The organism is Microbacterium sp. PM5 (assembly GCF_003293595.1).
GTDB lineage: Bacteria > Actinomycetota > Actinomycetes > Actinomycetales > Microbacteriaceae > Microbacterium.
Genome location: NZ_CP022162.1, coordinates 2903168 through 2926595 on the forward strand (window position 1 = coordinate 2903168; position 23428 = coordinate 2926595).

The window sequence follows — 23428 nt, forward strand, 5'->3', positions numbered from 1 at the left end:
GCAAGGCCGGGTGTGTGGACCCCGCCCTGCGGCGCTCGCTCACCGAACGGGAGCGATACGGGCGCGTCCGCGCTCGTACTGCGGGGGCCACAGCGCGGCGTCCGCGCCGCCGAGCTCGACCTCGGCACGCAGCGCGAAGTGCGGGTCACGCAGCCATTCGCGACCGGCCAGGATCACGTCGGCGGCTCCGGACGCCAGGATCTGCTCCGCCTGCACACCCGAGGTGATCTCCCCGACGGCACCGACCGCGACGTCGGCGACGCGGCGCACCTCGGCGGCGAGCGGGACCTGATAGCCGGGGCCGGTGGTGATGCGCTGGTGGGCGACGAGTCCGCCGCTGGAGATGTCGAAGACGTCGGCACCGCGCGCGGCAGCCCATCCGGCGACGGTCGCCGTCTGCCCGACGTCCCACCCGCCGTCGGCCCAGTCGGATGCCGAGAAGCGCACGAGAAGCGCGGCGTCCGGCGCCGCACCGCGCACCGCGTCGACGACCTCGAGCAGCAGCCGGGCACGGTTTTCCAGGGTGCCGCCGTACTCGTCGCCTCGCTGGTTGGACAGCGGCGACAGGAACTGGTGCAGCAGATAGCCGTGGGCGGCGTGGATCTCGAGCACCTCGAATCCGGCCGCGACCGCCCGCACCGCGGCAGCGGCGAAGGCATCGACGATACGGCGGATGCCCGCGGCATCCAGCGCCTCCGGCGCCTCGAAACCGTCGTAGGCGATGGCCGAAGGGGCGAACGTGGTCCATCCACCGTCGGCGATGGGGACGGTGCCGCGGCGTCCGGAGAACGGCGACCAGGTCGACGCCTTGCGTCCGGCGTGGGCCAGCTGCACACCGGCGCGCGCACCGCGGGCGCGGATCGCGGCGACGATGGGCGCCCAGGCGTCGCGCTGCTCGTCGTTCCAGAGGCCCACGTCCTCGGGAGAGATGCGCCCTTCCGGAGTCACCGCGGTCGCCTCCGCGATGACGACGCCGGCGCCGCCGGACGCGAACTGGGCGAGGTGCACGTGGTGCCAGTCGTTCGGTACGCCGTCGGTCGCCGAGTACTGGCACATCGGCGCGACCCACAGGCGGTTGCGGACGGTGCGTCCGGCCAGTTCGTAGGGGGTGAACAACAGACTCATCGCGACTCTCCGTAGGGGTGAGGACATTCCGACGCGCGGCGGCGGCGCGCCCGACGACCGGGGGACGGGGACGGGTAGGGTGGCGCGCATGAGCACACCCTCGCCGTGGACGGCACCCGAGACGGCCACCTTCCTCAGGATGCCAACGGCGAGCGACGACAAGTATTCCCGAGGCGTTGTGGGCATGCGCACCGGATCGGAGGAGTTTCCCGGCGCGGCTGTTCTCGGCGTCGAGGCCGCGTGGCGGACAGGCACGGGAATGGTGCGCTACCTCGGTCCGCGTCGGGCCGCCGACCTCGTGCTCCAGCGTCGCCCGGAGACGGTGACGGCCGACGGACGGGTGCAGGCGTGGGTGGTCGGTTCGGGGACGTCCCCCGACGCCCGCACCGCTGTCGAGACCGCGGCGGTCCGGACGATCCTCTCCGGGGACGTGCCCGTCGTCGTCGATGCCGGCGCGCTCGATCTCGTCGTCGCGGCATCCGCCGTCACGGGCGATCGCGCGCCGCTGGTGCTGACGCCCCACGATCGCGAGCACGCCGCATTGCGCGATCGGCTGGGGCTGGCCTCGCTGGACGACCGTGAACAGGCCGCTCTCGACACCGCCGCGGCCACGGGCGCCGTGGTCCTGCTGAAGGGGGCGACGACGCTGATCGCGACGCCCGCGGGCGCGGTGCGCTCGGTGACGTCGGGCGTCGCATGGCTGGCGACGGCCGGCACCGGCGACGTGCTCGCCGGCATTCTGGGAGCGCTCGTGGCAGGGGCTCCGGATCGTCTCGCGGATGCCGCCGCGTGCGCGGCCTGGCTGCACGGCAGCGCCGGAGCTGCCGCCTCCGCCCGACACGGCGGAGGGCCGCTGGTCGCTCTCGACGTCGCCCGTGCGGTGTCGAGCATCGTGGGCGAGCTCGTCTCGGAACACTGAGGTCGCCTCCCTAGGATGGGGGGATGATGAGGCGGAGCGTGCTGTGGGCCGCCTTCGCGATCGTTCACGTCGGTGTCGCCTGGCTCGGCTTCGTCCTGCCCAACGAGCCCATGGGAGACGTCTACCGCGTCTACGAGCCGTGGTCGACGAGCGCGCTGCAGGGGCACGGCATCGTCGGCATCGACCAGTCGTGGGTGTATCCGCAGCTCGCGCTGTTGCCCATGCTGCTGGCGCACGCGTTCGCGTGGATCGCCGGGTACACCGTCGGCTGGGCGATCGTCGTCATCGCCGCGGATGCCGTCGCGTTCGCCGTCCTCATCGGGCGCGCCCGCTCGGTGGGACGCGTGACGGCGGGATGGTTCTGGCTCGCCTACGTGGCGCTTCTCGGTCCGGTCGGGTTGTACCGGCTCGACGGGTTCACCGTGGCGCTGGCCGTGCTCGGCTGCCTCTGGCTCGTCGGCCGTCCGTGGGCGGCGTCGGTGCTGCTGTCGGTCGCGACATGGATGAAGGTGTGGCCGGCCGCGGTGCTGGCCGCTGCGGTCATCGCGCTGCGTCGCCGTGGCGCGCTCGTGGGAGGTGCCGTGCTGGTGAGCGCGGCGACGCTGCTCGTGATCGCCGCTCTCGGGGGTGGGGCGCACGCTTTCGGCTTCATCGGCGACCAGACGACGCGGGGACTCCAGGTGGAGGCGCCGGTCAGCATGCCCTACCTCTGGGGCGCGCTGCTCGGCATCCCGGGGTTCTGGGTGTACTACGACCAGCATCTGCTGACGTTCCAGGTCACCGGCACTCAGATCGATCCCGTGATCGCCGCGATGACTCCCGCGCTCGTCGTGGCGATGCTCGTGGTCGCCGCTCTCGGGCTGTGGGCCGTGACGCGCGGCGTGCGGTACGCGACGCTGTTCCCGACGCTCTCGCTCGCCTTCGTTCTCGGGTTCATCGTCTTCAACAAGGTGGGCTCGCCGCAGTACCTCTGCTGGCTGGTGCCGTCGGTGGTGCTCGGGCTCGTCATCGATCGCCGCCGCTGGATGGCCCCGGCGTCGACGGCGCTGTTCGCCGCGCTGCTCACGCAGCTCGTCTACCCCCTGACCTACAACGGCGTCCTCTACCCGCAGCTCGTGCCCGTGAGCCTTCTGACCGTTCGTAACCTCGTTCTCTGCGCGATGTTCGTGTGGATGATCGTGCGCCTCGTCTCCGTTGCCCGCCATGCCCCCGCCTCGACGCTTTCGACGCGGGCGCTCCCCGAGAACGCCGCGACGGGGCTCGTTCCCTGATCCCGTTCCCGCCGACCCGAACCCGCCGACCCGAAGGAGCCCCATGCTCGTCGCTTTCTCCGTCGCTCCGAGCGGCACCGCCACTCCCGTCGGGGCCGCCGCCGACGGCTCTGTACACGACGCGGTCGCGGCGGCCGTGAAGGTCGTCCGCGACTCGGGACTACCGCACCGCACGACCTCGATGTTCACCGAGATCGAGGGGGAGTGGGACGAGGTCTTCGCGGTCGTGAAGGCCGCGACCGATGCCGTCATGCCCTTCGGCTCACGCGTCTCGCTGGTACTCAAGGCCGACATCCGCCCCGGTCGCGTCGGAGAGCTCGACGGCAAGATCGAGCGGTTGGAAACCGCGATCGCCGCCCTGGAAGCCGACACCGATGGCGGCCCGGAGGCTGCCGGCGACCGGTAGCATGAGCCGGTGATCTCCTCGACCCCGTCGAGGGGTGCGGCGGTGTGGGCGCTCCTCTCCCTCGCCATCGGCTCGTTCGGCATCGGCATGACCGAGTTCGTCGTCATGGGCCTGCTCCCGAACATCTCCGCCGACCTGCTGCCGGCGACGTGGGCCTCCTCTCCTGAGGACGCCGTCGCGCAGGCGGGGTGGCTCATCACCCTCTACGCGCTCGGCGTCGTCATCGGCGCGCCGACGATCGCGGGCGTCGTGGCGAAGTATCCACGCCACCGTGTGATGCTGGCGCTGGCGGCGGCTCTGACGCTCGGCAACGCGCTGACGCTGCTGGCTCCGACCTTCGAGCTGGTCGGGGCATCCCGCGTGCTGGCCGGGCTGCCGCACGGCGCATACTTCGGTATCGGCGCCCTTGTCGCCGCCGACGTCATGGGGCCGGGAAACCGCGCCAAGGGCGTCGCCTTCGTGCTCACGGGCCTCACGGTCGCCAACGTCGTCGGTGTGCCGTTCGGCACCTTCCTCGGCCAGCGCTTCGGGTGGCGGATCGCATTCCTCGTCGTCGCCCTCATCTTCGCCCTCGCCGCAGTGATGATCGCGCTGACCGTGCCGGCCCATGCCGGCGATCCCGGACGGACGCTCCGCGCCGAGCTGCGCGCGCTGCGGATCGGCCAGGTATGGCTGACCCTGGGGGTCGGTGCGATCGGGTTCGGCGGGTTCTTCGCGGCCTACAGCTACGTCGCCTCGATCGTCACCGATGTCGCGGGAGCTCCCGCCGCGGTGGTGCCGGTGATCCTCATCGTCATGGGCATCGGTATGACGATCGGAAATCTCGTCGGCGGCCACCTTGCCGATCGCGACCTGAAACGCACGATGCTGGCGGGCCTCGGCGCTCTCATCGTGGTGCAGGTGCTCCTCGCCCTCACTGCGGGCGCGCTGATCGCGCTCGGGCTGTTCATCTTCTTGGTCGGCTTCGTGTCGTCGGTGTTGAGCCCGTCGATTCAGACACGGCTGATGGACGTCGCGGGCGACAACCAGTCCATCGCCGCGGCGCTGAACCACTCCGCGCTGAACATCGGCAACGCCACTGGCGCGTTCCTCGGTGGCGTGGTGATCGCGGCCGGCTTCGGCTTCGTCGCACCGGTCTGGGTGGGAGCCCTGCTCGCGGCATCGGGTCTCGTGCTCGCCCTCGTGAGCTTCGGGATCGAGTCGCGCTCCGCGCGAGCCACCGCCGCGGCGGCGTGACGCCGGATCAGCTCTGCAGCAAGCGGCGCAGGTGCGCTCCGACGGCGGCCGTCTCGATGAGGAAGCCGTCGTGGCCGAAGTCGCTGGAGAGCACGACCGCGCCGTCGTCGATCGTCGAGCGGATGCCGCGCGCGATGCGGTGCTGTCCATCGATCGGGAAGAGGCGGTCGCTATCGGTGCCGAGCACGAGCGTCGTCGCGGTGACGCGCGCGAGGGCATCCTCGACCCCGCCACGGTCGCGTCCCACGTCGTGGGAGTTCATGGCCTCGACCAGCGTGATGTAGGTGTTCGCGTCGAAGCGGCGCGTGAACTTGTTGCCGTGGAAGTCGAGATAGCTTTCCACGGCGAAGCGGCCCCCGTGACCGAGCGGGCTCTTTCCCGACTGCCACGAGCGCTGGAAGCGCTGGTTGAGTTCGGTGGGGCTCCGGTAGTTCAGCAGGGCCATGCGGCGGGCGAGCGCGAGGCCGCGGTGCGGTCCCTCGCCGTCGGGAGCGTCGTAGTACTCGCCGTCGGCGAAGCGCGGATCGATCTGGATGGCTTCCAGCTGCACGCCGTTGAGCGCGATCTGGTCGGCCGTCGTCGTCGGCGGAGAGGAGAGTACGGCGAGCCGCGCGACGCGCTCGGGCTGACCCACACCCCACTCGAGCGCGTGCATGCCGCCCATCGAGCCGCCGACGACCGCGGCCCATACGTCGACGCCGAGCGCATCCGCAAGGCGCACCTGGGCGGCGACCTGGTCGCGGATGGTCAGGTACGGAAAGCGTCCCGCCCATTCGTACCCGTCGGGGGCGATCGACGACGGCCCCGTCGAGCCCTGGCATCCGCCGAGCATGTTCGGGGCGACGACGAACCAGCGGTCGGTGTCGATGGGGGCGCCCGGGCCCACGATGTCGTCCCACCAGCCCGCGGTGGGATGACCGGGTCCCGCGGCGCCGCGCACGTGACTGTCGCCGGTGAGGGCATGAAGCACGAGCACCGCGTTGTCACGGGCGGGCGACAGCTCGCCCCAGGTCTCGTAGGCCAGGCGGATGCCGGGAAGCTCCCGACCGCCCTCGGTCGTGAAGGCGCCGAACGCGGCGAAGCGGCGGTCGCCGGCGGGATCGCCGTCGCGCCAGGCGCCCGTCGCCGGCGGGCGGCCGCGCAGCAGGCGCGCGTCGGCCTCCGTGATCGGTGCGCTCGGCACCGTGTCTTCGGAGGTCTGCCAGTCCATGGCGTCCATTCTCCCGGGTCTCGGATAGCGCAAACGGACTGTTACGACCACCATGTCCGCAGAAACGCACGAACTCCGCAGCGGGAAGCGTTTCCGGCTGCGGAGTTCGCGGCATCCTGCGGAGTTCGTGCACCCGTTGCGACGGGTGCGGTGCTCCGCGGAGGGGCAGGGCTCAGGCGCGGGCGGCCTCGGAGACCTTGCGCGCGGCGGCGAGGGCCTGCTCGAGGTCGGCCTTCAGATCCTCGACGTTCTCCAGACCCACCGACAGGCGGACCAGGCCCGGCGTGACACCGGTCGTGAGCTGCTGCTCCGGCGTCAGCTGCGAGTGCGTCGTGGATGCCGGGTGGATGACGAGCGAGCGGACATCGCCGATGTTGGCCAGGTGGCTGAAGAGCTCGAGCGCGTTGACGAACTCCCGACCGGCCTCCACCCCTCCCTTCAGCTCGAACGACAGCACGGCGCCCACGCCCTTCGGCGCGTAGCGGTTCGCGGCCGCGTACCAGGGAGAGGTCGGAAGGCCGGAGTAGTTGACCGAGGCGATGTCGTCGTGGTTCTCCAGCCACTCGGCGATCTCCTGCGCGTTCTGCACGTGACGCTCGATGCGCAGCGACAGGGTCTCGATGCCCTGGATGAGCAGCCAGGCGCTCTGCGGCGAGATGGCGGCGCCGAGGTCTCGCAGCAGCTGCACGCGTGCCTTGATGACGTACGCCAGGCCGTCGCCGACAGCCTGCGTGTAGACCGCGCCGTGGTAAGAGGGGTCGGGGGTGGTCAGGCCCGGGAAGCGGTCGGCGTGCTCGGACCACGGGAACGTGCCGCCGTCGACGATGGCGCCGCCGATGACGGTGCCGTGGCCGCCGAGGAACTTGGTGGCCGAGTGCACGACGATGTCGGCGCCGTGCTCGAACGGGCGGATGAGGTAGGGCGTTGCGATTGTGTTGTCGACGATGAGCGGCACACCGGCCTCGTGGGCGACGTCGGCGACGGTGCGGATGTCGAGCACGTTGATCTGCGGGTTGCCGATCGTCTCGGCGAAGAACAGCTTCGTGTTGGGGCGGACCGCGCGGCGCCACTCCTCCGGGTCGTCCTGGTTCTCGACGAACGTGACCTCGATGCCGAGCTTGCCCAGCGTGTACTTGAAGAGGTTGTAGGTGCCGCCGTAGATCGAGCTCGACGACACGAAGTGGTCGCCGGCCTCCGCGATGTTGAGGATCGCGAATGTCTCCGCCGCCTGGCCCGACGCGACGAGGAGGGCGCCGGTGCCCCCCTCGAGGGCCGCGATGCGCTGTTCGACGACGTCCTGCGTGGGGTTCTGGATGCGGGTGTAGATGTTGCCGAACTCCGCCAGCGCGAACAGGTTCGCGGCGTGGTCGGCGTTGTCGAACACGTAGGAGGTGGTCTGGTAGATCGGCGTGGCTCGCGCCTTGGTCACGGGGTCGGGCTGCGCGCCCGCGTGGATCTGCGTGGTCTCGAAGCGCCAGTTCTCGGATGCGGACATGTCGGGCTCCATCGGGTGAATCGGAAGTGGTGGGGAGCCGGGGTCGGATGCCGCGGCCATCACCGACAGTAGAGTTCGCGCCGGTTGTCAACAACGGTCGGGAAATGTGACGTAATGAACGCACTCGCCTCGGCATCCGACTGCCGTGACGTAGCGTGGGGGCATGACTTCGCCGCAGGAGAGTTCTCAGGACCATCGTCGTCGCGCCGTGGTGACGGGAGCCAGCTCCGGCATCGGCGCGGCGACCGTCCGTGCCCTGCGGGCGTCGGGCTGGGACGTGGTGGGCGTGGCTCGCCGCGCGGAGCGGCTGGTCGCGCTGGATCGCGAAACCGGGTCGGCATCGTTCGCCGCCGACCTGTCGAACGAGGCCGACGTGGCGGCGCTGGCCGAGCACCTGGCGCGCACCGGGGCGGTGCACGCCCTCGTGCACGTCGCCGGCGGCGCGCGGGGCACCGACCGGGTCGAAGACGGCGACCCGGCGGACTGGCGCTGGATGTTCGAGGCGAACGTGCTGTCGGCGCAGCTGGTCACGGCGGCCCTGCTGCCGTTGCTGCGGGCAGGGATCGACGACGGCGGTCACGCCGACACGCTGTATGTCACCTCGACCGCGGCGCAGACGGCGTATCCCGGAGGAGCCGGCTACAACGCGGCGAAGGCGGGCGAGGCGATGCTCGTGCACGCCCTGCGTCTGGAGCTGAACGGCGAGCCGATCCGCGTGACCGAGGTCGCGCCGGGCATGGTCTACACCGAGGAGTTCACCCTCAACCGACTGGGCGGCGACCGCGCCACGGCTGAGAAGGTCTACGAGGGCGTCGAGCACCCGCTCACCGCGGACGATGTCGCGGATGTCATCGCGTACGCCCTTCAAGCTCCCGGCCACGTCAACCTCGACCTGGTGACGATGCGCCCGGTCGCCCAGTCCGCGCAGCACCTGCTCGCGCGCGGTCGCCTCCGCCCGCGCGCCTGACCCCGCGGAAGAGGCCGGCGGCATCAGGACGCGGGGGCGTCGGCGAACGCGACCTTCGGAACGAACACGAGCAGCAGGGCGGCGAGGAATCCGCCGCCGGCGCAGATCGCCCACACCGTCAGGTAGCCACCGAGGGAAGCCGCGGTCTGGCTGGCCACGGCGCCGGCGCCGGCCGCGAGCACCACGCCGAACACGGCTGAGGAGAACGACCCGCCGATCGTCTTGGTCGTGTTGGTCAGTGCCGTCGCGATGCCGGTCTGCCCGCGCGGGGCGGCGGCGGCCGCGGCGGCGGGAAGCGCACCGACCAGCGCGCCGCAGCCGAGCCCGGCGATCGAGAGGTTGAGCAGCACCTGCCACAGCTCCACGTGGAACGGCAGGAAGAGCAGATAGCCGATACCCACGAGCAGGGATGCCGCGATCAGTACGACCCGTGGGCTCGCCCGCCGCGAGGTCACGGCGAACAGCACGGCGCCCACGATGAGTGAGACGAGGTAGACCCCGATGATGTTCGAGCGCTCCGTGGCATCCAACCCGAGCCCGTAGCCGAGCGAGGGATCGGTGCCGGCGTACGTCGACAACGGTCCCTGCGCGCCGAGCAGGCTGATCCCGATGAGGAAGGCCGTCGCCTGCACCGGCCACATCTCGGGTCGGCGCAGCACCCGGATGTCCACCGCCGGGTCGTCCTGGCGTAGTTCGAAGCGCACGAACCACACGAACACCGCGACCCCGGCCAGCAGCAGGGCAACGACCCAGATCCAGGCGGTGGCGCCGAGCGCCAGCTCACCGATCATCCGCATCCAGGCCAGACCGCCCGTCACGAGCAGCAGTGCCCACGCGAGGAGCACGAAGCCCCTCGTGTCGAGGCGTCGTCCACCCTCCGGGGCGGATTCGGGAACACCGATCCAGATGACGAGTGCGACGAGCGTCACGGCGATCGCCGGCACGATGAGCGTCGCGGTGAGGTTCTGGCCGCTTGCGGCGAAGATCCGTCCGGCGGCGAGAGCGCCGACGATCGCGCCGACCTCCAGCCCGACGACCAGCAGACCCGCCGCGCGGCGGGTCGTCGACACTCCGCGCTGCTGCACCCGGCCGCGCTCGAAGATGAGGGCGATCTCCAACGGCAGCCAGACGACGTAGAAGCCCTGCAACGCCCAGGCGACCAGAAAGCTCCAGAACGAGGTCGCGAACGCCAGCCACCACGTCGCCCCGGCCGTGAGGACCGCGGCGATCAGCAGGATGCGCTTGTGGCCGTACATGTCGCCGAGTTTCGCGAGCACCGGGACGACGAGCGCCGACAGCAGCAGCTGCGCCGCCTCGAACCAGTTGACGTCCGAGTCGTGGATGCCGAGGGAGACGACGATGTCGCTGAACAGCGGCACGTAGTACCCCTGCAGGATGCCGCTGACGATCTCGACCAGGATGAACCATCCGATGAGGCCGGCGGTGATGCCGAGGCCCCGGGGAAGGCGGTCCGAGCGGGTGCGGGGGCTCTTCGCCGTCGAGGAGCCTGCGGAGGAGGAGGTCACGGCGTTCACTCTAGCCACGCGTGTGTGTCGCGCACCGCAGCGGCGCCTAGGCTGAATGCCGTGACGAGCGAGCGCGAAGTACTGACATGGGACGGTTTCGGCGAGGCGACCCGGGCGCTGTCCCGATCGATCGTGGCGGACGGGTTCGTTCCCGACGTCGTGGTGGCGATCGCCCGCGGGGGTCTGCTGCCCGCCGGCGCGATCGCCTACGGCCTGGGCGTCAAGAGCTGCGGTGCCCTGAACGTGGAGTTCTACACCGGCATCGGCACCGTGCTGGAGGCTCCGGCACTCCTTCCCCCCGACCTCGACCTCGGCTACCTTCCCGGCAAGCGCGTCCTGCTCGTCGACGACGTCGCCGACAGCGGTCGCACACTCGCCCTCGCGGTGAAGATGCTGCGCGACGCCGATGCCGACGTGCGATCGGTGTGCATCTACACGAAGCCCGGCAGTGTCGCCCAGCCCGACTTCTCCTGGCGCGAGACCGACCGTTGGATCGATTTCCCCTGGTCGGCAGCCGGTTCTGTGATCGAGGAGGATGCGGGCGCGGAGGCGAGCGCCTGATGGCGATGGCCCTCGACGAGCTGGCCGATGCCGGACTCATCGACGCCGATTGGGCGCACGCGCTCGCTCCGGTGGCGCCCGACATCGCGGCGCTCGGCGAACGCCTGCGCGCCGAGACCGCGGCAGGGCGGCCGTATCTCCCCGCGGGCGACAAGGTGCTCCGCGCCTTCGCGAGACCGCTCGCGGACGTCAAGGTCCTCATCGTCGGGCAGGACCCCTACCCGACCCCGGGCCACCCGATCGGGCTCTCGTTCGCCGTGGACGCGCACGTGAGGCCCCTGCCGCGAAGCCTCGCCAACATCTACCAGGAGCTGGAAACCGACCTCGGCATCGCACGGGCACCGCACGGCGACCTCTCCGCATGGAGCGACCAGGGCGTCATGCTGCTCAACCGCGTGCTGACGGTGGCCCCCGGCGCCCCCGCATCGCACCGCGGGTGGGGATGGGAGAAGGTCACGGAACACGCCATTCGCACCCTCGTCGCCCGCGACCGACCGCTCGTCTCGGTGCTCTGGGGGCGGGATGCCGCGAACCTGCGGCCCCTTCTCGCGGGGACCCCGACCGTGGAGTCCGCCCACCCTTCGCCGCTGTCGGCCAGTCGGGGCTTCTTCGGCTCGCGTCCCTTCTCGCGTGTCAATGAGCTGCTCGTCCAGCAGGGTGCGACGCCGGTCGACTGGCGTTTAGGCTGAGCGACATGCTGGAGGAGGAGTACGACAAGAGTCGGCGGCGGCTGCCCGTGCACCTGCGCCGCAGCGAGCAGGAGCGCCCCTTCTCCTACGAGATCCGGCCCGTGCGGGACGGCGATATTCCGGACATCCGCGAGATCTACAACTACTACGTCACCAACTCGGTGGTGACCTTCGACGAGAAGAAGTGGTCGCTCGCCCAGTGGCGCGAGAAGCTCGAGCATCTCTCCAAGCTCGGCATGCCGTTCCTCGTGGCGCAGTCGCCCAGCGGGCAGATCCTCGGCTATGCACTCGTGCAGCCGATGTCGGCCAAGTCAGCGTACCGCTACAGCGTGGAGAACTCGATCTACCTCGGCCAGGCGGCGACGGGAAAGGGCCTCGGCCGCGCGCTCCTGGAGGCGCTGATCGCGGCCAGTGAGGCGGCCGGCATCCATCAGATGGTCGCGGTGATCAGCGACAAGGGGGCCGAGTCCTCCATCGCCCTGCACGAGAAGCTCGGCTTCGTCGAGGTCGGACGCATGGGACGCGTCGGCTTCAAGTTCGGCCGCTGGCTCGGCACGATCTACCTGCAGAAGCAGCTGTCGCCGGTGAAGAAGAAGCGCTCGCTGTTCTCGCGCTCGGAGCGCTCAGAGGGGTGAGGGCGCGGCGTCGCGGACCGCGTCGATCAAGGTGCGCCAGGCGCCCTCGGCGTCCGCCTCGCTGACGATCGCACGGTGGGAACGACCGTCGACGTGAGCTTCGATGGTCCAGGTGAATCGGTCGGCGCCCTGCGCGGTGGGGGCAGCGGCCGAGCCCGGGAGATGATCGCCCCTGTCCTCGGCATCCCAGGGGCAACGTTCCACGAGCTGCTTCCAGCGCGCACTCTCGTGGGGAGGTGCCGAGAGGTGCCAGCGGCGCGTGAATCCCGCGACGCCGCCGGAGCGGACCATGCTCACGGTCAGGGCGTGCGCATCGGCGTCATTCGCGGTCTCCGGCAGATCGCGCGGATCGGGATGGTTCGTCACGGCCGGTCACACCGACGGCGTTCCACGCGGTGCGGACGGCGTCGGCTTCCTCCGATCTCTCACCGTACTCCCGCTGCGCGACCGCCGTGGTCGCCGCCGCGAACGCCGAGAAATCCGCCGTCGGCGGCACGGCGCCCTGCGTCACCGTGAGGTACCAGATGCGGCCCGCTCGTTCCCACGCGTGACCGCCGAGCGCGGTGGCGACGAGGTGGAAGGCCTTGTTCGGGATGCCGGAGTTGATGTGCACGCCGCCGTTGTCCTCGCTCGTGCGGACGTAGTCGCGCATGTGGGCGGGCTGCGGGTCTTTGCCGAGAACATCGTCGTCGTAGGCCGTGCCGGGTGCCTTCATCGAGCGCAGCGCCACGCCCTGAACGGCGTCGGTGAAGATGCCGGCCCCGATCAGCCACGACGCCTCCGCGGCGCTCTCACCGGCGCGATGCTGCTCTGTCAGCGCGCCGAAGACGTCGGCGACGGATTCGTTGAGCGCTCCCGACTGTCCCTGGTACTCGAGACCGCCGCCGTGCTCGATCACGCCGTGGCCGAGCTCGTGCCCGATGACGCTGATCGAAGAGGTGAAGCCCCGGAACACCTCACCGTCGCCGTCGCCGAAGACCATCCGCTCGCCGTTCCAGAACGCGTTGTCATAGCGGTCGCCGTAGTGCACGCTCGCCGCGAGGGTTCCGCCGGCGCCGTCGATCGAGCGGCGTGCGAACGCGTCCCAGAACAGCTCGAAGCTCGCGCCCAGCCCCTCGAAGGCCTCGTTCACGGCGACGTCGGCGACGGCCGGGTCGTCTTCGCCGCGCACGCGCACGCCGGGAAGCGTTTCGCGGTGCTGCGCGTCGGAGATCACGCGGTCGGGCGCCGGCTCTCCCTGCAGGATGAGGGCGTCGCCGTCGACCGACAGATCGAGCCGTGCCCGACCGCGCGCGGGCGCTGGGTGGGAGGGCCGTGCGATCGCCAGGGTCGCGCGGGCGGCCTCTGCGGCGTTCGCGAGGTGCGGCGCGTCGGTGGCGGCCAGGCGAGACAGCAGGTACGGCGGAACGATGGCGAACATGGCGTCACCCTACGCCCGGCATCCGACGTGCGCGCCTGTCCGATGCCTCGCCCACGCAACGATCAGTCCCGCGGTGGGTCGATCACCGGGATGGAGGCGAGCAGCCGACGCGTGTAGGCGACCTGCGGCGCGAGCAGGACCTTCTCCGTCGGGCCCTCCTCGACGATGCGGCCGTCCTTCATGACGATCACCTCGTCGCAGAGGTTCTGCACCACGCCGATGTCGTGCGACACCATCACGAGGGTGAGCTGTTCGCGCTGGCGCAGCTCGCGCAGCAGCTCGAGGATCTGCGCGCGTACGGTGACATCGAGCGCCGAGAGCGGCTCGTCGCCGACGAGGATGCGCGGGCGGTGCACGATCGCGCGCGCCAGGGCGATGCGCTGGCGCTGCCCGCCCGAGAACTCGTGCGGGTAGCGGTCGGCCATCGCCGCCTCGAGGCCGACCGCTTCGAGCACCTCGCGCACGCGCGCACGACGATCGCCCGGGATCTCCAGCGCCCAGAGCGGCTCGCCGATGATCCGTCCGACGCTCATCCGGGGATCGAGCGAGGCGTAGGGATCCTGGAACACGATGCCGGTCTCGCGTCGCAGCCAGTGCAGCGAGCGGGCCGAGGCCCTCGCATCCACCGTGCGTCCGGCCACCGTCACCGTGCCGGTCGTGGGCGTGTCCAGCCCCAGCAGCACACGCACGAGCGTGGACTTGCCCGAGCCCGACTCGCCGATGATGCCGACCGCGGAGCCCTCGAAGACGTCGATGTCGGCGTCCTCGAGCGCCGTGGTCCATCGTGCCCGCTCGAACAGTCCGGTTCCGCGTTGGCGGAAGCGACGGCTGACGGCCCGCGCGCTCAGCAGGGCGTCCGCACTCATGCCGCACCCCCCGGTCGCCACAGTGTCGCGGTGGCATCGCGCAGCAACCCCTGGGTCACCGGTGATGCCGGCGCGGTCAGCAGACGCGAGAGCGGACCGTGCTCGACCACGCGCCCGTGTTCGAGTACGACGGCGTGCGTGGCGATCTGGGAGAGCACCGCCAGGTCGTGCGTGATGAACACCAGCGACATGCCGTCCCTCGCGACGAGGCCGGCGAGCAGCTCGAGCACCTCGGCCTGGATGGTGACGTCGAGCGCCGTCGTCGGCTCGTCCGCGATCAGCAGGCGAGGACGGCAGGCGAGGGCCATGGCGATGGCCACCCTCTGGCGCTGACCGCCGGAGAGCTGGTGCGGGTAGCGACGGACGATCTGGGCGGGTTCGGGAAGCCGAACCCGCTCGGCCTCTGCGATGGCGCGGGCCGCGGCATCCCTGCGTCCGAGGCCCTCGTGGATGCGCACGGACTCGGCGATCTGGCGGCCGACGGTGCGGATCGGATTGAGGGCGGTGCGCGGCTCCTGGAAGACGATGCCGATCTCATCGCCGCGCAGTCGGGCGAGCTCGCGGTCGGGCAGACCGATCAGCTCGCGCTCGTTCCATCGGATGCTGCCCGTGGCCGTGGCGGCATCCGGCAGCAGGCCGAGGATCGCGAGGGCGGTGAGTGACTTGCCCGACCCCGACTCTCCGATCAGGCCCACGCGCGCGCCGTCGGGGACGTCGAAGGAGATGTCGTCCACGACGCGGCGACCGTCGATCTCGATCGACAGATTGCGCACCACCAGGCTCACGAGATCACCGCCGTCGTGTGGGTCTGCGCCGCCGTGCGCCGGCGCGTGAGAGTGGGGTCGGTCGCTTCGCGCAGTGCGTCCCCGAGGAGGTTGAGCCCCAGCACCGTGATCGTGATCGCCAGTCCCGGCCAGACGACGCTGAGCGGGTGCACGGAGATGTACTGCTGCAGATCCTTCAGCAGCAGCCCCCAGCTGGGCTCGGTGAGTGGGGCGCCGAAGCCGAGGTAGCTGAGCCCGGCCTCGGCGAGCACGGCGACGGCCATGCCCCACGACAGCTGCACGATGAAGACCGGCGCGACGTTCGGCAGCAGGTGGCGGTACAGGTTCTGGAACGGGGTGAGGCCGGCGGCGCGACCGGCGAGCACGAAGTCGCTGTGCAGCACGCGGCGGAGTTCCGGGCGCGTCACCCGCGCGATGTTGACGCCGAAGCCGATGCCGACCGAGACGATCACCACCCACAGCGAACCACCCCACACCGACGAGATCATCATGGCGATCAGAAGAACGGGGAACGCGATGAGGATGTCGACGAGCACGGCGACGCTCTCGCGCAGCCACCGCGCGGTGAGTGCGCCGAGGGCCGCGAGGACGACACCGATCACCGTCGCCACGAGACCGGCGCCGAGCGCCACCCAGACCGTCGTGCGAGCTCCGGCCATCAGCAGGCTCAGGATGTCGCGGCCCGCGCCGTCCGTGCCGAGCAGATGCGGCCACCCCGGCAGAGCCCACCGGCCGTCGACGTCGACCGCCTGCGGATCGAACGGCAACCAGAACCGTGCGACGAGTGCGACGACGCCGATCGTCAGCACGACGAGGAGACCGAAGCGTCCCGTCGACAGCGCCCACAGCCGACGCAGCCAGGCGAACCTGCTCATTCCGCCTCCCGCTGCCGAGGGTCGATCAGCCGGTGGACGAGGTCGACGGCGAAGCCGACGACGAGCACGAACCCGGTGAGCGCGAGCAGTTCGCCCTGAACCTTGAGCAGGTCACGCTTGCCGACGTCCTCCACGAGCATGCGTCCGATGCCGGGCAGGCTGAACAGCTGCTCGATGACGACGGCGCCGACGATGATGCCGGCCACCTGCAGCCCCAGAACCGTGATGATCGACAGACCCACCGTGGGAAGTCCGTGCCGGATGAGGGCCTGCGTGCGGGTGAGCCCTTTCGCCGCCGCGGTGCGGACGAAGTCCTCTCCCGTCGCCTGGAGGGTCGCCGAACGGACGAACCGCATGAGCATCGCACCCTCGACGACGCCGATCGTGATCGCCGGCAGCAGCAGCGCCCGCACGGCGGATGCCGGGTCGCTCCACCCCGCGCGGGGAAAGCCCTGGGCGGGCAGCCACCCGAGCCAGACGGCGAACACCAGCACCAGCATCATGCCGGCCCACACCACGGGGACCGCGGCCACGGCCTGGGCGCCGACGGAGAGGGCGGTGCCGTCGGGACGGCCGCGGCGAACGGCGGAGAGCACTCCGAACGGCAGTGCGATCAGCAGCGCAACGGTCATCGCCATGAGCCCGAGTGGAATCGTCACCTGCGCCTTCTCGGCGAGCTGCCCCGCCACGGGGGCGCCCGTCAGCAGCGACTGGCCGAGATCTCCGCGAACCACGCCGGCGATCCAGCTCAGGTACTGCACCGCGATGGGCTCGCCAAGGCCCAGGCGCTCACGGATCGCGTCGACCTGCGCGGGGCTCGCGTCGATCCCGGCGATGAGCTGAGCGACATCGCCGGGAAGGACCCGGAGCGTCAGGAAGATCAGCGCACTGGCGACGAACAGGCCGAGCAGCAGCAGGGCCAGTCGCGTCAGCGCGTAACGGATCACCCCTTGCTCTTGGCCAGCTCGGCGAGGTTGATGCGCTCGTTGACGTTGACCGACGGGAAGCCGCTCACGTTCGTGCCCACCGCGACGATGGACGCACCGTTGTACAGCCAGTCGGCGGCCTGATCGTTCGCGACGATCTTCGCGGCCTGCTTCAGCAGGTCGGCGGATGTCTGCTCGTCGGTCGCGCTGAGCGACTGCTGGTAGAGCTTCTGCACCTCCGGGTTGTTGTAGGTGAAGTAGTAGTTGGGGTTCGCCCAGTTCTCGAAGTCACGGGCCTCGGTGTGCAGCACGAAACTGAGGTCGTAGTTCTTGTTGGTGTAAACGTCGTTGACCCACGTCGGAAACTCAACCTGCTTGACTTTGAGAGTGATTCCGACGTCGTTGAGGTTCGATACGAGGATCTGAGAAACTGTCGTTCCGTACCAGGACGGGATGGTGAGCGTCAGCGTCAGGTCCTGTACACCGGCCTCCGAAAGAAGCTTCTTCGCAGCGGTCGGGTCGAACGGAGCGGTGGAGGACAGATCCTCGTAGCCGGGGTCCAACTCAGGGATCGGGCCGTACAAGGTCTGCCCGGCTCCGAGCGCCTTGACGATCGCGTCGTGGTCGATGGCCTCGCGGATCGCCTGGCGCACCCGCTTGTCGGACAGAGGGGCCTTCGTCGAGTTCATCGCCAGCGTGCCCTTGTCGGTCGACTTTCCGACCTCGACAGTGAACTCGCCGCTTGCCTTGATCTGATCGCTGAGGTTTGCGTCGAAGCCAGTGACGACGTCGAGTTCTCCTGCTAGGGCGCCGTTGAGCGCTGCCTGGTTGTCGGGGATGTAGCTGAACACCACCTCTTTGACCTTCGCCTTGTCGCCCCAGTACCCGTCGTTGCGGTCGAAGGTGATCGAGTCGCCCTGCTTCCAGTTCGTCAGCTTGTACGGCCCGGTGCCGTTCGCCTTCGTCTTGCGATCGGTGGGGTCGTCCTTCTTAAGCACGAGACCGGCGCGCCCGGTGAGGTTCCACAGCAGCCCCGAATCGGGCTGGCTGAGGGTCAGCACGACGTCCTTGCCGTTCGCGGCGATGCTCTGCACGCGAGAGAGCGTGTCGGAGTCGCGGTACGAAGCGTTGGCCTTCACCTGCTGCAGAGACCACACGACGTCGTCGACCGTCAGGGGCGACCCATCGTGGAAAGTCACGCCGTCACGCAGGGTGAACGTATAGGTGAGCTTGTCGGACGAGACGGTGTGGCTGGATGCGAGCGTGTCGACGATCTGCTGGTCGGGCGTGCGCGAAACGAGACCCTGGTAGACGTTGTCGATGAGGATCTGGTCGAGAGCCGAGCCCGCCGTGGTCCTGATGTCGAGGTTGCCGGGTTCCGCGACAAGACGTACGTTCACGACCGCGTCGGGGTCGGGCGTGACCGCGGTCGGGGACGCATCGGGTGCGGACCCGCCGGAGCAGGCGCTCAGCAGCAAGGCCCCGGCGGCGAGAAGCGCGGCGGCGGCGACGGTGGTGCGGCGAAGCATGTGAGAGGTGTCCTTTCGGCAGCGCGGGCGTGCGCGTGTGCTGTGCGCAGCGGCCCGCGGACTCGGGTGCGCGTTACAGCCTAGGCTTTGCGGCGGTCGGTGCGGTCATCGGTCTTCGCTGAAGTGACACCGAGCGTCATGCGACCGGTCGACTCAGCCGCGCGCGACCTGTGCGATGAGGCGGGCAAGCTCCACCGGCTGCTCCTCCTGCACGTTGTGGCCCGAGTCGACCTCGACGACGGATGCCGTCGGGAGGCGGTGCTGGAAGTCGTCGGCATCCGTTGGCGTCACGAACCCGCGACGTCCGCGCACGAGCGTGATCGGAGCGGTGGTGGCGGCGAGATGGTCCCATCCCTCGGTGGTGAGGGCGCCGCGGATCGCGTGTCGTTGTGCCTGCGCGCTCGCCGCGGCATCCGCGTCGCCGGCCATCGCGTTGGCGAGGTGCGCGAAGTGGTGCTTCCACTCGACGCGGCCGTCCGCGCGCACGCGCGAGTTGAGGGTGACGCCGCGCGTCGCAGCCCCACGGGATCCGCCGAGGCCGAACGAGAGCGCCCGTTCGACGAGCTCGTCGCGGCTGGCCCAGTCGGTGGGGCCGGCGAAGAAAGCGGCGATCTGTGCGGCATCGCCGTCCGGGTCGATGCCGGGGGTGATGTCGACGACGATCAGCTCGCGCACCAGCTCCGGGTGCGCGGCGGCGAGCGCGGCTGCTGTCAGGCCCCCGAGCGATTGGCCGACGAGCACCTGCGGCGTGTCCCGGGTCCACGCGGCGACAGCGGGCGCGATGTCGGCCGCGAGGACGCCTCCGGTGTACGCGGCATCCGCCCGCCATGACGAGTCGCCGTGACCCGGGAGGTCCACGGCAAGGGCGGGGACGCCGAGGGCGAGCACCGTCGTATCCCAGGTGTGGGCATTGAGGCCCGCGCCGTGCAGCAGCGTCACCTGCGGGGCCGTGAAGGCGGCGGTGACCGGATCCCCGTACTGCAGAGCGCTGACGGCGCGGCCGTCGTCGAGGAGGTGCGTGAGACGGCGCACGGGCGGGACGGCGTCGATGCCGAGCTCGGCCGCCTGGTCGGCGAGGAAGGAGAACTCATCCATCCGGCCATTGTGCCTCGATCCGCGCTCGCAGCGGTCGTCGCCTACCCGTCCTAGGCTGATCGCATGAGCACCGAGCGTCGCGTCCACCTGTCCCGGTCGGCCCGTCCCGCGTATGACGCCCTCGAGGCGTTCTCCCAGACGGTCGGCACGCTCGCCGCCGAGGCGGGCATCGATGCGCGGTTGCGTGAGCTGGTGCTCATCCACGCCTCGCAGCTCAACGGCTGCGCCTACTGCGTGCGCGTGCACGTCGACCGTGCCGCTGCCGCGGGGCTCGGGGTCGACGAGATCGCCCAGCTCGCCACCTGGCGGGAGTCGGGGGTCTTCTCGGCCCGCGAGCGCGCGGCGCTCGAGCTGGCCGAGTGCTACGTGTTCATCCACGAGGGCGGCGTACCCGACGAGGTCTACGATCGCGTCGGCGGCATCCTCTCCGAGCAGGAGTACGTCGCGATCAGCTGGCTGCTGGTGTCGATCAACGCCTTCAACCGCATCACGATCGCCGGCAAGTACCCCGTCCCGCCGCGCGCGGTCCAGAGCGGCGTGGGAGAGGATCCGGCGTGAGCATCGTCTCCGGCGCCCTGAACTTCCGCGACGTCGGCGGCCTCCCGGCGAGCGGCAGCGTGACGCGAGCCGGAGTGCTGTTCCGTTCCGGCAATCTCGCCGGGCTGGACGATGCCGGACGCGACGCGCTCGTCGCTCTCGGCATCCGTCGCGTCGTCGACCTCCGCGCCGACGATGAGGTCGCCGTCGAACCCAGCCGTGTCGGCGATCTGGACCTCGAGACGATCCGGATCCCCCTCTTCCTCGGCTCCGTCGCTTCCTTCTTCGTCGAGGATCGCTCACTCGCCGACGTCTACCGCGGCCTCGTCGACGAGTCGGCCGATCGCATGGTCGCCGTCGCCCGCGCCGTGATCGCGGGTGCACCGGCGCTTGTGCACTGCACCGTCGGAAAGGACCGTACGGGCGTCGCCGTTGCGCTGCTGCTGGACGCCGTCGGCGTCGAGCATGACGCGATCGTGGCCGATTACGCGCGCACCGAAGCCATGCTTCCTGCCCGGCGCAACGCTCGCGTGCTGGCCTATCTGCGCAGCGTGCACCCGGACGCCCGCCATCTCGAAGACCTCGCCACGCGCTCGCCGGCACCGGTGATGCACGAGCTGCTCGAGGACGTGCGCGAGCGCTTCGGGTCGGGCGCCGGCTATCTCGTCGCGCACGGTCTGCGCGTCGACGAGGTGGACGCGCTCGCGGAGATCCTCATCGAACGCTGAGGTAAGGCTCGCCTTAATGAGCGTATGATGGGGCATCATGACCTCATCCGCCCCGCACGCCGTGCACGACGAGTCCGCGTGCAAGGCCTCTCGTCACGCGCGGGTGCAGCAGCTCATCACGGCGGACGAGCACGCCCTCGTCGAACTCGAGGCGCTCCTCGCGACGCTGCCGATCTGTTCGACGGGCCGCGTCTTCATCGAGGTTCCCGACGCATCGTGGATCACTCCGATCACGGTCCCGGCGCGGATGGTCGTCACCTGGCTCGATCGCTCGCACCGCAGCGGAGAGCCCGGAACCGGTCGTCCCTGTGCTCCCGGCCAGGCCGTGAGTCGAGCGGTGACCGCGTGGGCGGACGAGATGCTCTGCGCCGACGGCGACGAGTCGGCATGTCAGGACGGCACGCGCATCCACCTTCTTGGCGGCTTCCTCGGCACGGCCGACATCTTCGACCACCTCACCGAGCGCCTCGGCATCTCGCCGGCGGCAGTGCATACACCGGCGCGCTTCGGGCTGCTCAGCTCTCGCTGACCGCGCCCGCCGACGCTCCGTGGGGCACGTAGTTGCCCTCTTCGAGCCCGGCGAGGATCTCGAACCTGTTCGTCAGCGGGTTGCGCCCCGCCAGGGCGTACAGCATCGGCATCAGAAAGCCGTAACGGCGCCACTGGCGGGCGTGCACCGCTTCATGCCGCAGCACGGCCTCGCTGATGCGGGGTGAGTCGGTCAGGAAGCAGCCGCCGACGCAGACACCTCCGCGGCCGAACGTCCACGACGGCATCCCCGTGAACACCCAGAGGCCCCCGCGACGCTCGATGCGACCCGTCGACCACAGCGACCCCCAGATCCAGCCGACGGCCGTTCCCCACCAGAAACCCACGAGGCTGACGGGGGAGTCGAGCAGGATGCCGGGGATCAGTGCGTCCAGACGGCGTCCGCGCTCCACCGCGCGGGCCGCACGCTGCTGCCAGCCGGGCGGCGGCGACGCGATCACGCGAGAGCTCCGACGACTCGCAGGATGGTCCCCAGATCGTCGACGGCGGCGGCGGGCGAAGCCGGCGCGAAGCCGGCGATGGACGCTCCCACCAGCGGAGCCGTGCGTCGCACGGCGGCGATGGCTGCGGTCAGCTCCCCGAGCGTCGCACCGAACGGCGTCGGCTGGGTCACGCCGGTGAGCTCGGCGGGATCGAGCACGTCGAGGTCGACGTGGATGTAGACGGCGTCGGCGCCCGTCGCCGCCACGGCGGCGGCGACCGCGGCGCCGTCGCCGATCGCGTCGGCCGGGATCCCGCGGATGTCGCTGCCGGCGAGGTACGCAGCCTCAGCGGGGTCGAGGTCACGGGCGCCGACCAGTACCACGCGATCGGCCGTCACGGCACCGCTTCCCTGCACCGGTCCGCTTTCGCACGCCGCCCGCAGCGCCATGCCGCCGAACGCGCCCGACGGTGACGTCGCGGGCGTGTGGAGGTCGCCGTGCGCGTCGAACCACACCACCGCGAGGTTCCGGTGTCGGGCGGCGGCATGGGCGATCGCGGGGACGGCGATGCCGCAGTCTCCGCCCACGACCAGCGCCGGCTCACCTCCGGTCGCGAGTTCCGCGGTGAGAGCGTCGGCGACCCGGCTCATCGCGCTGAAGCGGCGCACGCCGGTCCCCAGCGCCTCGCCGGCCTCGGCGGGCACCTCGACACGGGCAGTCGCCGCGCGGGGCAGATCGCCGGCGATCGCCTCGGCGCCGTCCACGAGCAGCATCGCACGCGCGGCGGGGGAGCCCTGCCATTGCGGAACCACCACGAAGCGGGTCATCTTCCCGATCCTCCCTGCGCGTTCGCGCGGCGCGAGGCCGGCGTCCCGGCGCCCACGTGCGGGCGGACGCCGGAACGCCGACCGTCCTGTCTACTGCTCGAGCGCTGCCGTGCCGGTGCCGCCGCTCTTCAGGGCGGCCAGGCGCGCCTCGACCTCGGTGAGCTCGCCGACATCCTCGAGCTCGTTGAACTGGGCGTCCAGACTGGATGCCGCGAGCTCCGCCTTGCCGGCGGCGAGAGCCTCCTGGCGGCGCACCTTGTCTTCGAAGCGACCGAGCTCGCTCGTGGGATCGAGCACGTCGATCGACTTGACCGCGTCGTGCACCTTGTTCTGCGCCTCGGCCGTCTTCGCCCGCGCCAGCAGCTCGCTGCGCTTGGCCTTCAGCTGCTCGAGCTTCTGCTTCATGCCGTTGAGGCCGTCCTTGAGCTTGTCGACGACCTCTGTCTGAGACGCGATCGTGGGAGCCACGGCCTTGGCCTCGTTCTCCTCGCTGATCTGGCGCTGCAGGGCGATCTTGGCGAGGTTGTCGAACTTGTCGGCATCCGCCGTGTTGCCGCTCGCGCGCAGCTCATCGGCCTTGCGGCTGGCGGCGAGGGCCTTGTTGCCCCATTCGGCCGCGGCGCGCACGTCTTCCTCGTGGTCGCGCTCGAGCAGACGGAGGTTGCCGATGGTCTCGGCGATCGCCGACTCGGCGTCGGCGATGGAGTTGGTGTAGTCGCGCACCAACTGGTCGAGCATCTTTTGCGGGTCTTCGGCGGCGTCGAGCATCGCGTTGACGTTCGCCTTCACGAGCGTCGAGATGCGACCGAAGATGGACTGCTTTGCCATC

Annotated in this window: 26 protein-coding genes; 11 read left to right on the forward strand and 15 right to left on the reverse strand. The window is 70.5% G+C overall.

Features of this window, described 5'->3' with window-relative positions; all coding sequences use genetic code 11:
• Positions 1–39: 39 nt before the first annotated feature.
• Positions 40–1125, reverse strand: coding sequence for an NADH:flavin oxidoreductase/NADH oxidase (locus CEP17_RS13710; RefSeq protein WP_112932636.1), 1086 nt, complete (start codon positions 1123–1125; stop codon positions 40–42).
• An 88-nt stretch (positions 1126–1213) separates the two neighbouring features.
• Here CEP17_RS13710 and CEP17_RS13715 point away from each other — a divergent pair, with 88 nt between their 5' ends.
• From CEP17_RS13715 to CEP17_RS13730, 4 genes are read left to right on the forward strand one after another with little or no spacing between them, the layout of a single operon-like run.
• Complete coding sequence (locus CEP17_RS13715; RefSeq protein WP_204359833.1) at positions 1214–2044, forward strand: NAD(P)H-hydrate dehydratase; 831 nt, start codon at positions 1214–1216, stop codon at positions 2042–2044.
• Between the two features lie 23 nt (positions 2045–2067).
• Positions 2068–3315 (forward strand): glycosyltransferase 87 family protein, encoded by a 1248-nt coding sequence (locus CEP17_RS13720; RefSeq protein ID WP_239498540.1) that lies wholly within the window; start codon positions 2068–2070, stop codon positions 3313–3315.
• A gap of 43 nt (positions 3316–3358) precedes the next feature.
• Complete coding sequence (locus CEP17_RS13725) at positions 3359–3721, forward strand: thiamine-binding protein (protein WP_112932638.1); 363 nt, start codon at positions 3359–3361, stop codon at positions 3719–3721.
• A 9-nt stretch (positions 3722–3730) separates the two neighbouring features.
• Positions 3731–4957, forward strand: a complete 1227-nt coding sequence (locus CEP17_RS13730; RefSeq protein ID WP_112932639.1) for an MFS transporter — start codon at positions 3731–3733, stop codon at positions 4955–4957.
• Between the two features lie 7 nt (positions 4958–4964).
• Here CEP17_RS13730 and CEP17_RS13735 read toward each other — a convergent pair whose 3' ends face one another.
• Together CEP17_RS13735 and CEP17_RS13740 are read right to left on the reverse strand one after the other, a co-directional pair.
• Positions 4965–6167 (reverse strand): homoserine O-acetyltransferase, encoded by a 1203-nt coding sequence (locus CEP17_RS13735; protein WP_112932640.1) that lies wholly within the window; start codon positions 6165–6167, stop codon positions 4965–4967.
• A 172-nt stretch (positions 6168–6339) separates the two neighbouring features.
• A complete protein-coding gene (locus CEP17_RS13740; protein ID WP_112932981.1) occupies positions 6340–7662 on the reverse strand; it encodes a bifunctional o-acetylhomoserine/o-acetylserine sulfhydrylase in 1323 nt (440 codons plus the stop codon).
• 163 nt (positions 7663–7825) lie between these two features.
• Between CEP17_RS13740 and CEP17_RS13745 the strand changes: the two genes are divergently transcribed.
• A complete protein-coding gene (locus CEP17_RS13745; protein WP_112932641.1) occupies positions 7826–8629 on the forward strand; it encodes an SDR family oxidoreductase in 804 nt (267 codons plus the stop codon).
• Positions 8630–8652: 23 nt separating this feature from the next.
• Here the strand turns inward: CEP17_RS13745 and CEP17_RS13750 are convergent, their stop codons facing one another.
• Positions 8653–10155, reverse strand: a complete 1503-nt coding sequence (locus tag CEP17_RS13750) for an MFS transporter (RefSeq protein ID WP_204359834.1) — start codon at positions 10153–10155, stop codon at positions 8653–8655.
• Positions 10156–10215: 60 nt separating this feature from the next.
• Between CEP17_RS13750 and CEP17_RS13755 the strand changes: the two genes are divergently transcribed.
• Genes CEP17_RS13755 through CEP17_RS13765 form a run of 3 tightly spaced genes read left to right on the forward strand, consistent with a single transcriptional unit; the run spans position 10216 to position 12040 of the window.
• Positions 10216–10716 carry a phosphoribosyltransferase gene (locus CEP17_RS13755; RefSeq protein WP_016463342.1) on the forward strand — a complete coding sequence of 167 codons (501 nt, stop codon included), beginning with the start codon at positions 10216–10218 and terminating at the stop codon, positions 10714–10716.
• A complete protein-coding gene (locus CEP17_RS13760; RefSeq protein WP_112932642.1) occupies positions 10716–11405 on the forward strand; it encodes a uracil-DNA glycosylase in 690 nt (229 codons plus the stop codon). Before CEP17_RS13755 ends, CEP17_RS13760 begins: the two co-directional genes overlap by 1 nt.
• A 5-nt stretch (positions 11406–11410) precedes the next feature.
• The gene (locus CEP17_RS13765) at positions 11411–12040 is read left to right on the forward strand and encodes a GNAT family N-acetyltransferase (RefSeq protein WP_036320838.1); all 630 of its coding nucleotides are present in this window, start codon (positions 11411–11413) and stop codon (positions 12038–12040) included.
• Here CEP17_RS13765 and CEP17_RS13770 read toward each other — a convergent pair.
• The 8 genes from CEP17_RS13770 to CEP17_RS13805 form a co-directional block, all read right to left on the reverse strand.
• The gene (locus CEP17_RS13770) at positions 12029–12331 is read right to left on the reverse strand and encodes a protealysin inhibitor emfourin (RefSeq protein ID WP_239498637.1); all 303 of its coding nucleotides are present in this window, start codon (positions 12329–12331) and stop codon (positions 12029–12031) included. The two genes, CEP17_RS13765 and CEP17_RS13770, sit on opposite strands and share 12 nt — an antisense overlap.
• A gap of 28 nt (positions 12332–12359) precedes the next feature.
• Positions 12360–13460: a M4 family metallopeptidase gene (locus CEP17_RS13775; protein ID WP_112932644.1), complete on the reverse strand. Its 1101-nt coding sequence runs from the start codon at positions 13458–13460 to the stop codon at positions 12360–12362.
• 62 nt (positions 13461–13522) lie between these two features.
• Positions 13523–14326, reverse strand: coding sequence for an ATP-binding cassette domain-containing protein (locus CEP17_RS13780; RefSeq protein WP_112932645.1), 804 nt, complete (start codon positions 14324–14326; stop codon positions 13523–13525).
• Complete coding sequence (locus CEP17_RS13785) at positions 14323–15111, reverse strand: ABC transporter ATP-binding protein (RefSeq protein WP_112932646.1); 789 nt, start codon at positions 15109–15111, stop codon at positions 14323–14325. Before CEP17_RS13785 ends, CEP17_RS13780 begins: the two co-directional genes overlap by 4 nt.
• Positions 15108–15986, reverse strand: a complete 879-nt coding sequence (locus CEP17_RS13790; RefSeq protein WP_112932647.1) for an ABC transporter permease — start codon at positions 15984–15986, stop codon at positions 15108–15110. The genes CEP17_RS13785 and CEP17_RS13790 overlap by 4 nt, the downstream gene beginning before the upstream one ends.
• A complete protein-coding gene (locus CEP17_RS13795; RefSeq protein ID WP_036320857.1) occupies positions 15983–16933 on the reverse strand; it encodes an ABC transporter permease in 951 nt (316 codons plus the stop codon). Before CEP17_RS13795 ends, CEP17_RS13790 begins: the two co-directional genes overlap by 4 nt.
• Entirely contained in the window at positions 16930–18441 is a 1512-nt protein-coding gene (locus tag CEP17_RS13800) for an ABC transporter substrate-binding protein (RefSeq protein WP_112932648.1), read from the reverse strand. The genes CEP17_RS13795 and CEP17_RS13800 overlap by 4 nt, the downstream gene beginning before the upstream one ends.
• 153 nt (positions 18442–18594) lie before the next feature.
• Entirely contained in the window at positions 18595–19536 is a 942-nt protein-coding gene (locus CEP17_RS13805; protein WP_112932649.1) for an alpha/beta hydrolase, read from the reverse strand.
• Positions 19537–19599: 63 nt separating this feature from the next.
• On the opposite strand from CEP17_RS13805, the gene CEP17_RS13810 reads away from it, so the two are divergent.
• Genes CEP17_RS13810 through CEP17_RS13820 form a run of 3 tightly spaced genes read left to right on the forward strand, consistent with a single transcriptional unit; the run spans position 19600 to position 21330 of the window.
• Entirely contained in the window at positions 19600–20094 is a 495-nt protein-coding gene (locus CEP17_RS13810; RefSeq protein ID WP_112932650.1) for a carboxymuconolactone decarboxylase family protein, read from the forward strand.
• Positions 20091–20801 (forward strand): tyrosine-protein phosphatase, encoded by a 711-nt coding sequence (locus CEP17_RS13815; protein ID WP_112932651.1) that lies wholly within the window; start codon positions 20091–20093, stop codon positions 20799–20801. The genes CEP17_RS13810 and CEP17_RS13815 overlap by 4 nt, the downstream gene beginning before the upstream one ends.
• 37 nt (positions 20802–20838) lie before the next feature.
• Positions 20839–21330 (forward strand): SIP domain-containing protein, encoded by a 492-nt coding sequence (locus CEP17_RS13820; RefSeq protein ID WP_039414441.1) that lies wholly within the window; start codon positions 20839–20841, stop codon positions 21328–21330.
• On the opposite strand, the gene CEP17_RS13825 is transcribed toward CEP17_RS13820, so the two are convergent.
• From CEP17_RS13825 to CEP17_RS13835, 3 genes are all read right to left on the reverse strand, one after another.
• Positions 21317–21790 carry a Fe-S oxidoreductase gene (locus tag CEP17_RS13825; RefSeq protein WP_112932652.1) on the reverse strand — a complete coding sequence of 158 codons (474 nt, stop codon included), beginning with the start codon at positions 21788–21790 and terminating at the stop codon, positions 21317–21319. The genes CEP17_RS13820 and CEP17_RS13825 overlap by 14 nt on opposite strands.
• Positions 21787–22599, reverse strand: coding sequence for an arginase family protein (locus CEP17_RS13830; protein WP_112932653.1), 813 nt, complete (start codon positions 22597–22599; stop codon positions 21787–21789). The genes CEP17_RS13825 and CEP17_RS13830 overlap by 4 nt, the downstream gene beginning before the upstream one ends.
• 90 nt (positions 22600–22689) lie before the next feature.
• Positions 22690–23427 (reverse strand): PspA/IM30 family protein, encoded by a 738-nt coding sequence (locus CEP17_RS13835; RefSeq protein ID WP_112932654.1) that lies wholly within the window; start codon positions 23425–23427, stop codon positions 22690–22692.
• Between the last annotated feature and the right edge of the window lies 1 nt (position 23428).

What these genes read in the sequence shown, in the direction of transcription:
- CEP17_RS13710 (WP_112932636.1), bottom strand. Translation starts at nt 1,125, where the DNA reads ATGAGTCTGTTGTTCACCCCCTACGAACTGGCCGGACGCACCGTCCGC.
- CEP17_RS13715 (WP_204359833.1), top strand. Translation starts at nt 1,214, where the DNA reads ATGAGCACACCCTCGCCGTGGACGGCACCCGAGACGGCCACCTTCCTC.
- CEP17_RS13720 (WP_239498540.1), top strand. Translation starts at nt 2,068, where the DNA reads ATGATGAGGCGGAGCGTGCTGTGGGCCGCCTTCGCGATCGTTCACGTC.
- CEP17_RS13725 (WP_112932638.1), top strand. Translation starts at nt 3,359, where the DNA reads ATGCTCGTCGCTTTCTCCGTCGCTCCGAGCGGCACCGCCACTCCCGTC.
- CEP17_RS13735 (WP_112932640.1), bottom strand. Translation starts at nt 6,167, where the DNA reads ATGGACTGGCAGACCTCCGAAGACACGGTGCCGAGCGCACCGATCACG.
- CEP17_RS13740 (WP_112932981.1), bottom strand. Translation starts at nt 7,662, where the DNA reads ATGTCCGCATCCGAGAACTGGCGCTTCGAGACCACGCAGATCCACGCG.
- CEP17_RS13745 (WP_112932641.1), top strand. Translation starts at nt 7,826, where the DNA reads ATGACTTCGCCGCAGGAGAGTTCTCAGGACCATCGTCGTCGCGCCGTG.
- CEP17_RS13760 (WP_112932642.1), top strand. Translation starts at nt 10,716, where the DNA reads ATGGCGATGGCCCTCGACGAGCTGGCCGATGCCGGACTCATCGACGCC.
- CEP17_RS13765 (WP_036320838.1), top strand. Translation starts at nt 11,411, where the DNA reads ATGCTGGAGGAGGAGTACGACAAGAGTCGGCGGCGGCTGCCCGTGCAC.
- CEP17_RS13770 (WP_239498637.1), bottom strand. Translation starts at nt 12,331, where the DNA reads ATGGTCCGCTCCGGCGGCGTCGCGGGATTCACGCGCCGCTGGCACCTC.
- CEP17_RS13775 (WP_112932644.1), bottom strand. Translation starts at nt 13,460, where the DNA reads ATGTTCGCCATCGTTCCGCCGTACCTGCTGTCTCGCCTGGCCGCCACC.
- CEP17_RS13780 (WP_112932645.1), bottom strand. Translation starts at nt 14,326, where the DNA reads ATGAGTGCGGACGCCCTGCTGAGCGCGCGGGCCGTCAGCCGTCGCTTC.
- CEP17_RS13790 (WP_112932647.1), bottom strand. Translation starts at nt 15,986, where the DNA reads ATGAGCAGGTTCGCCTGGCTGCGTCGGCTGTGGGCGCTGTCGACGGGA.
- CEP17_RS13800 (WP_112932648.1), bottom strand. Translation starts at nt 18,441, where the DNA reads ATGCTTCGCCGCACCACCGTCGCCGCCGCCGCGCTTCTCGCCGCCGGG.
- CEP17_RS13805 (WP_112932649.1), bottom strand. Translation starts at nt 19,536, where the DNA reads ATGGATGAGTTCTCCTTCCTCGCCGACCAGGCGGCCGAGCTCGGCATC.
- CEP17_RS13810 (WP_112932650.1), top strand. Translation starts at nt 19,600, where the DNA reads ATGAGCACCGAGCGTCGCGTCCACCTGTCCCGGTCGGCCCGTCCCGCG.
- CEP17_RS13820 (WP_039414441.1), top strand. Translation starts at nt 20,839, where the DNA reads ATGACCTCATCCGCCCCGCACGCCGTGCACGACGAGTCCGCGTGCAAG.
- CEP17_RS13830 (WP_112932653.1), bottom strand. Translation starts at nt 22,599, where the DNA reads ATGACCCGCTTCGTGGTGGTTCCGCAATGGCAGGGCTCCCCCGCCGCG.
- CEP17_RS13835 (WP_112932654.1), bottom strand. Translation starts at nt 23,427, where the DNA reads ATGGCAAAGCAGTCCATCTTCGGTCGCATCTCGACGCTCGTGAAGGCG.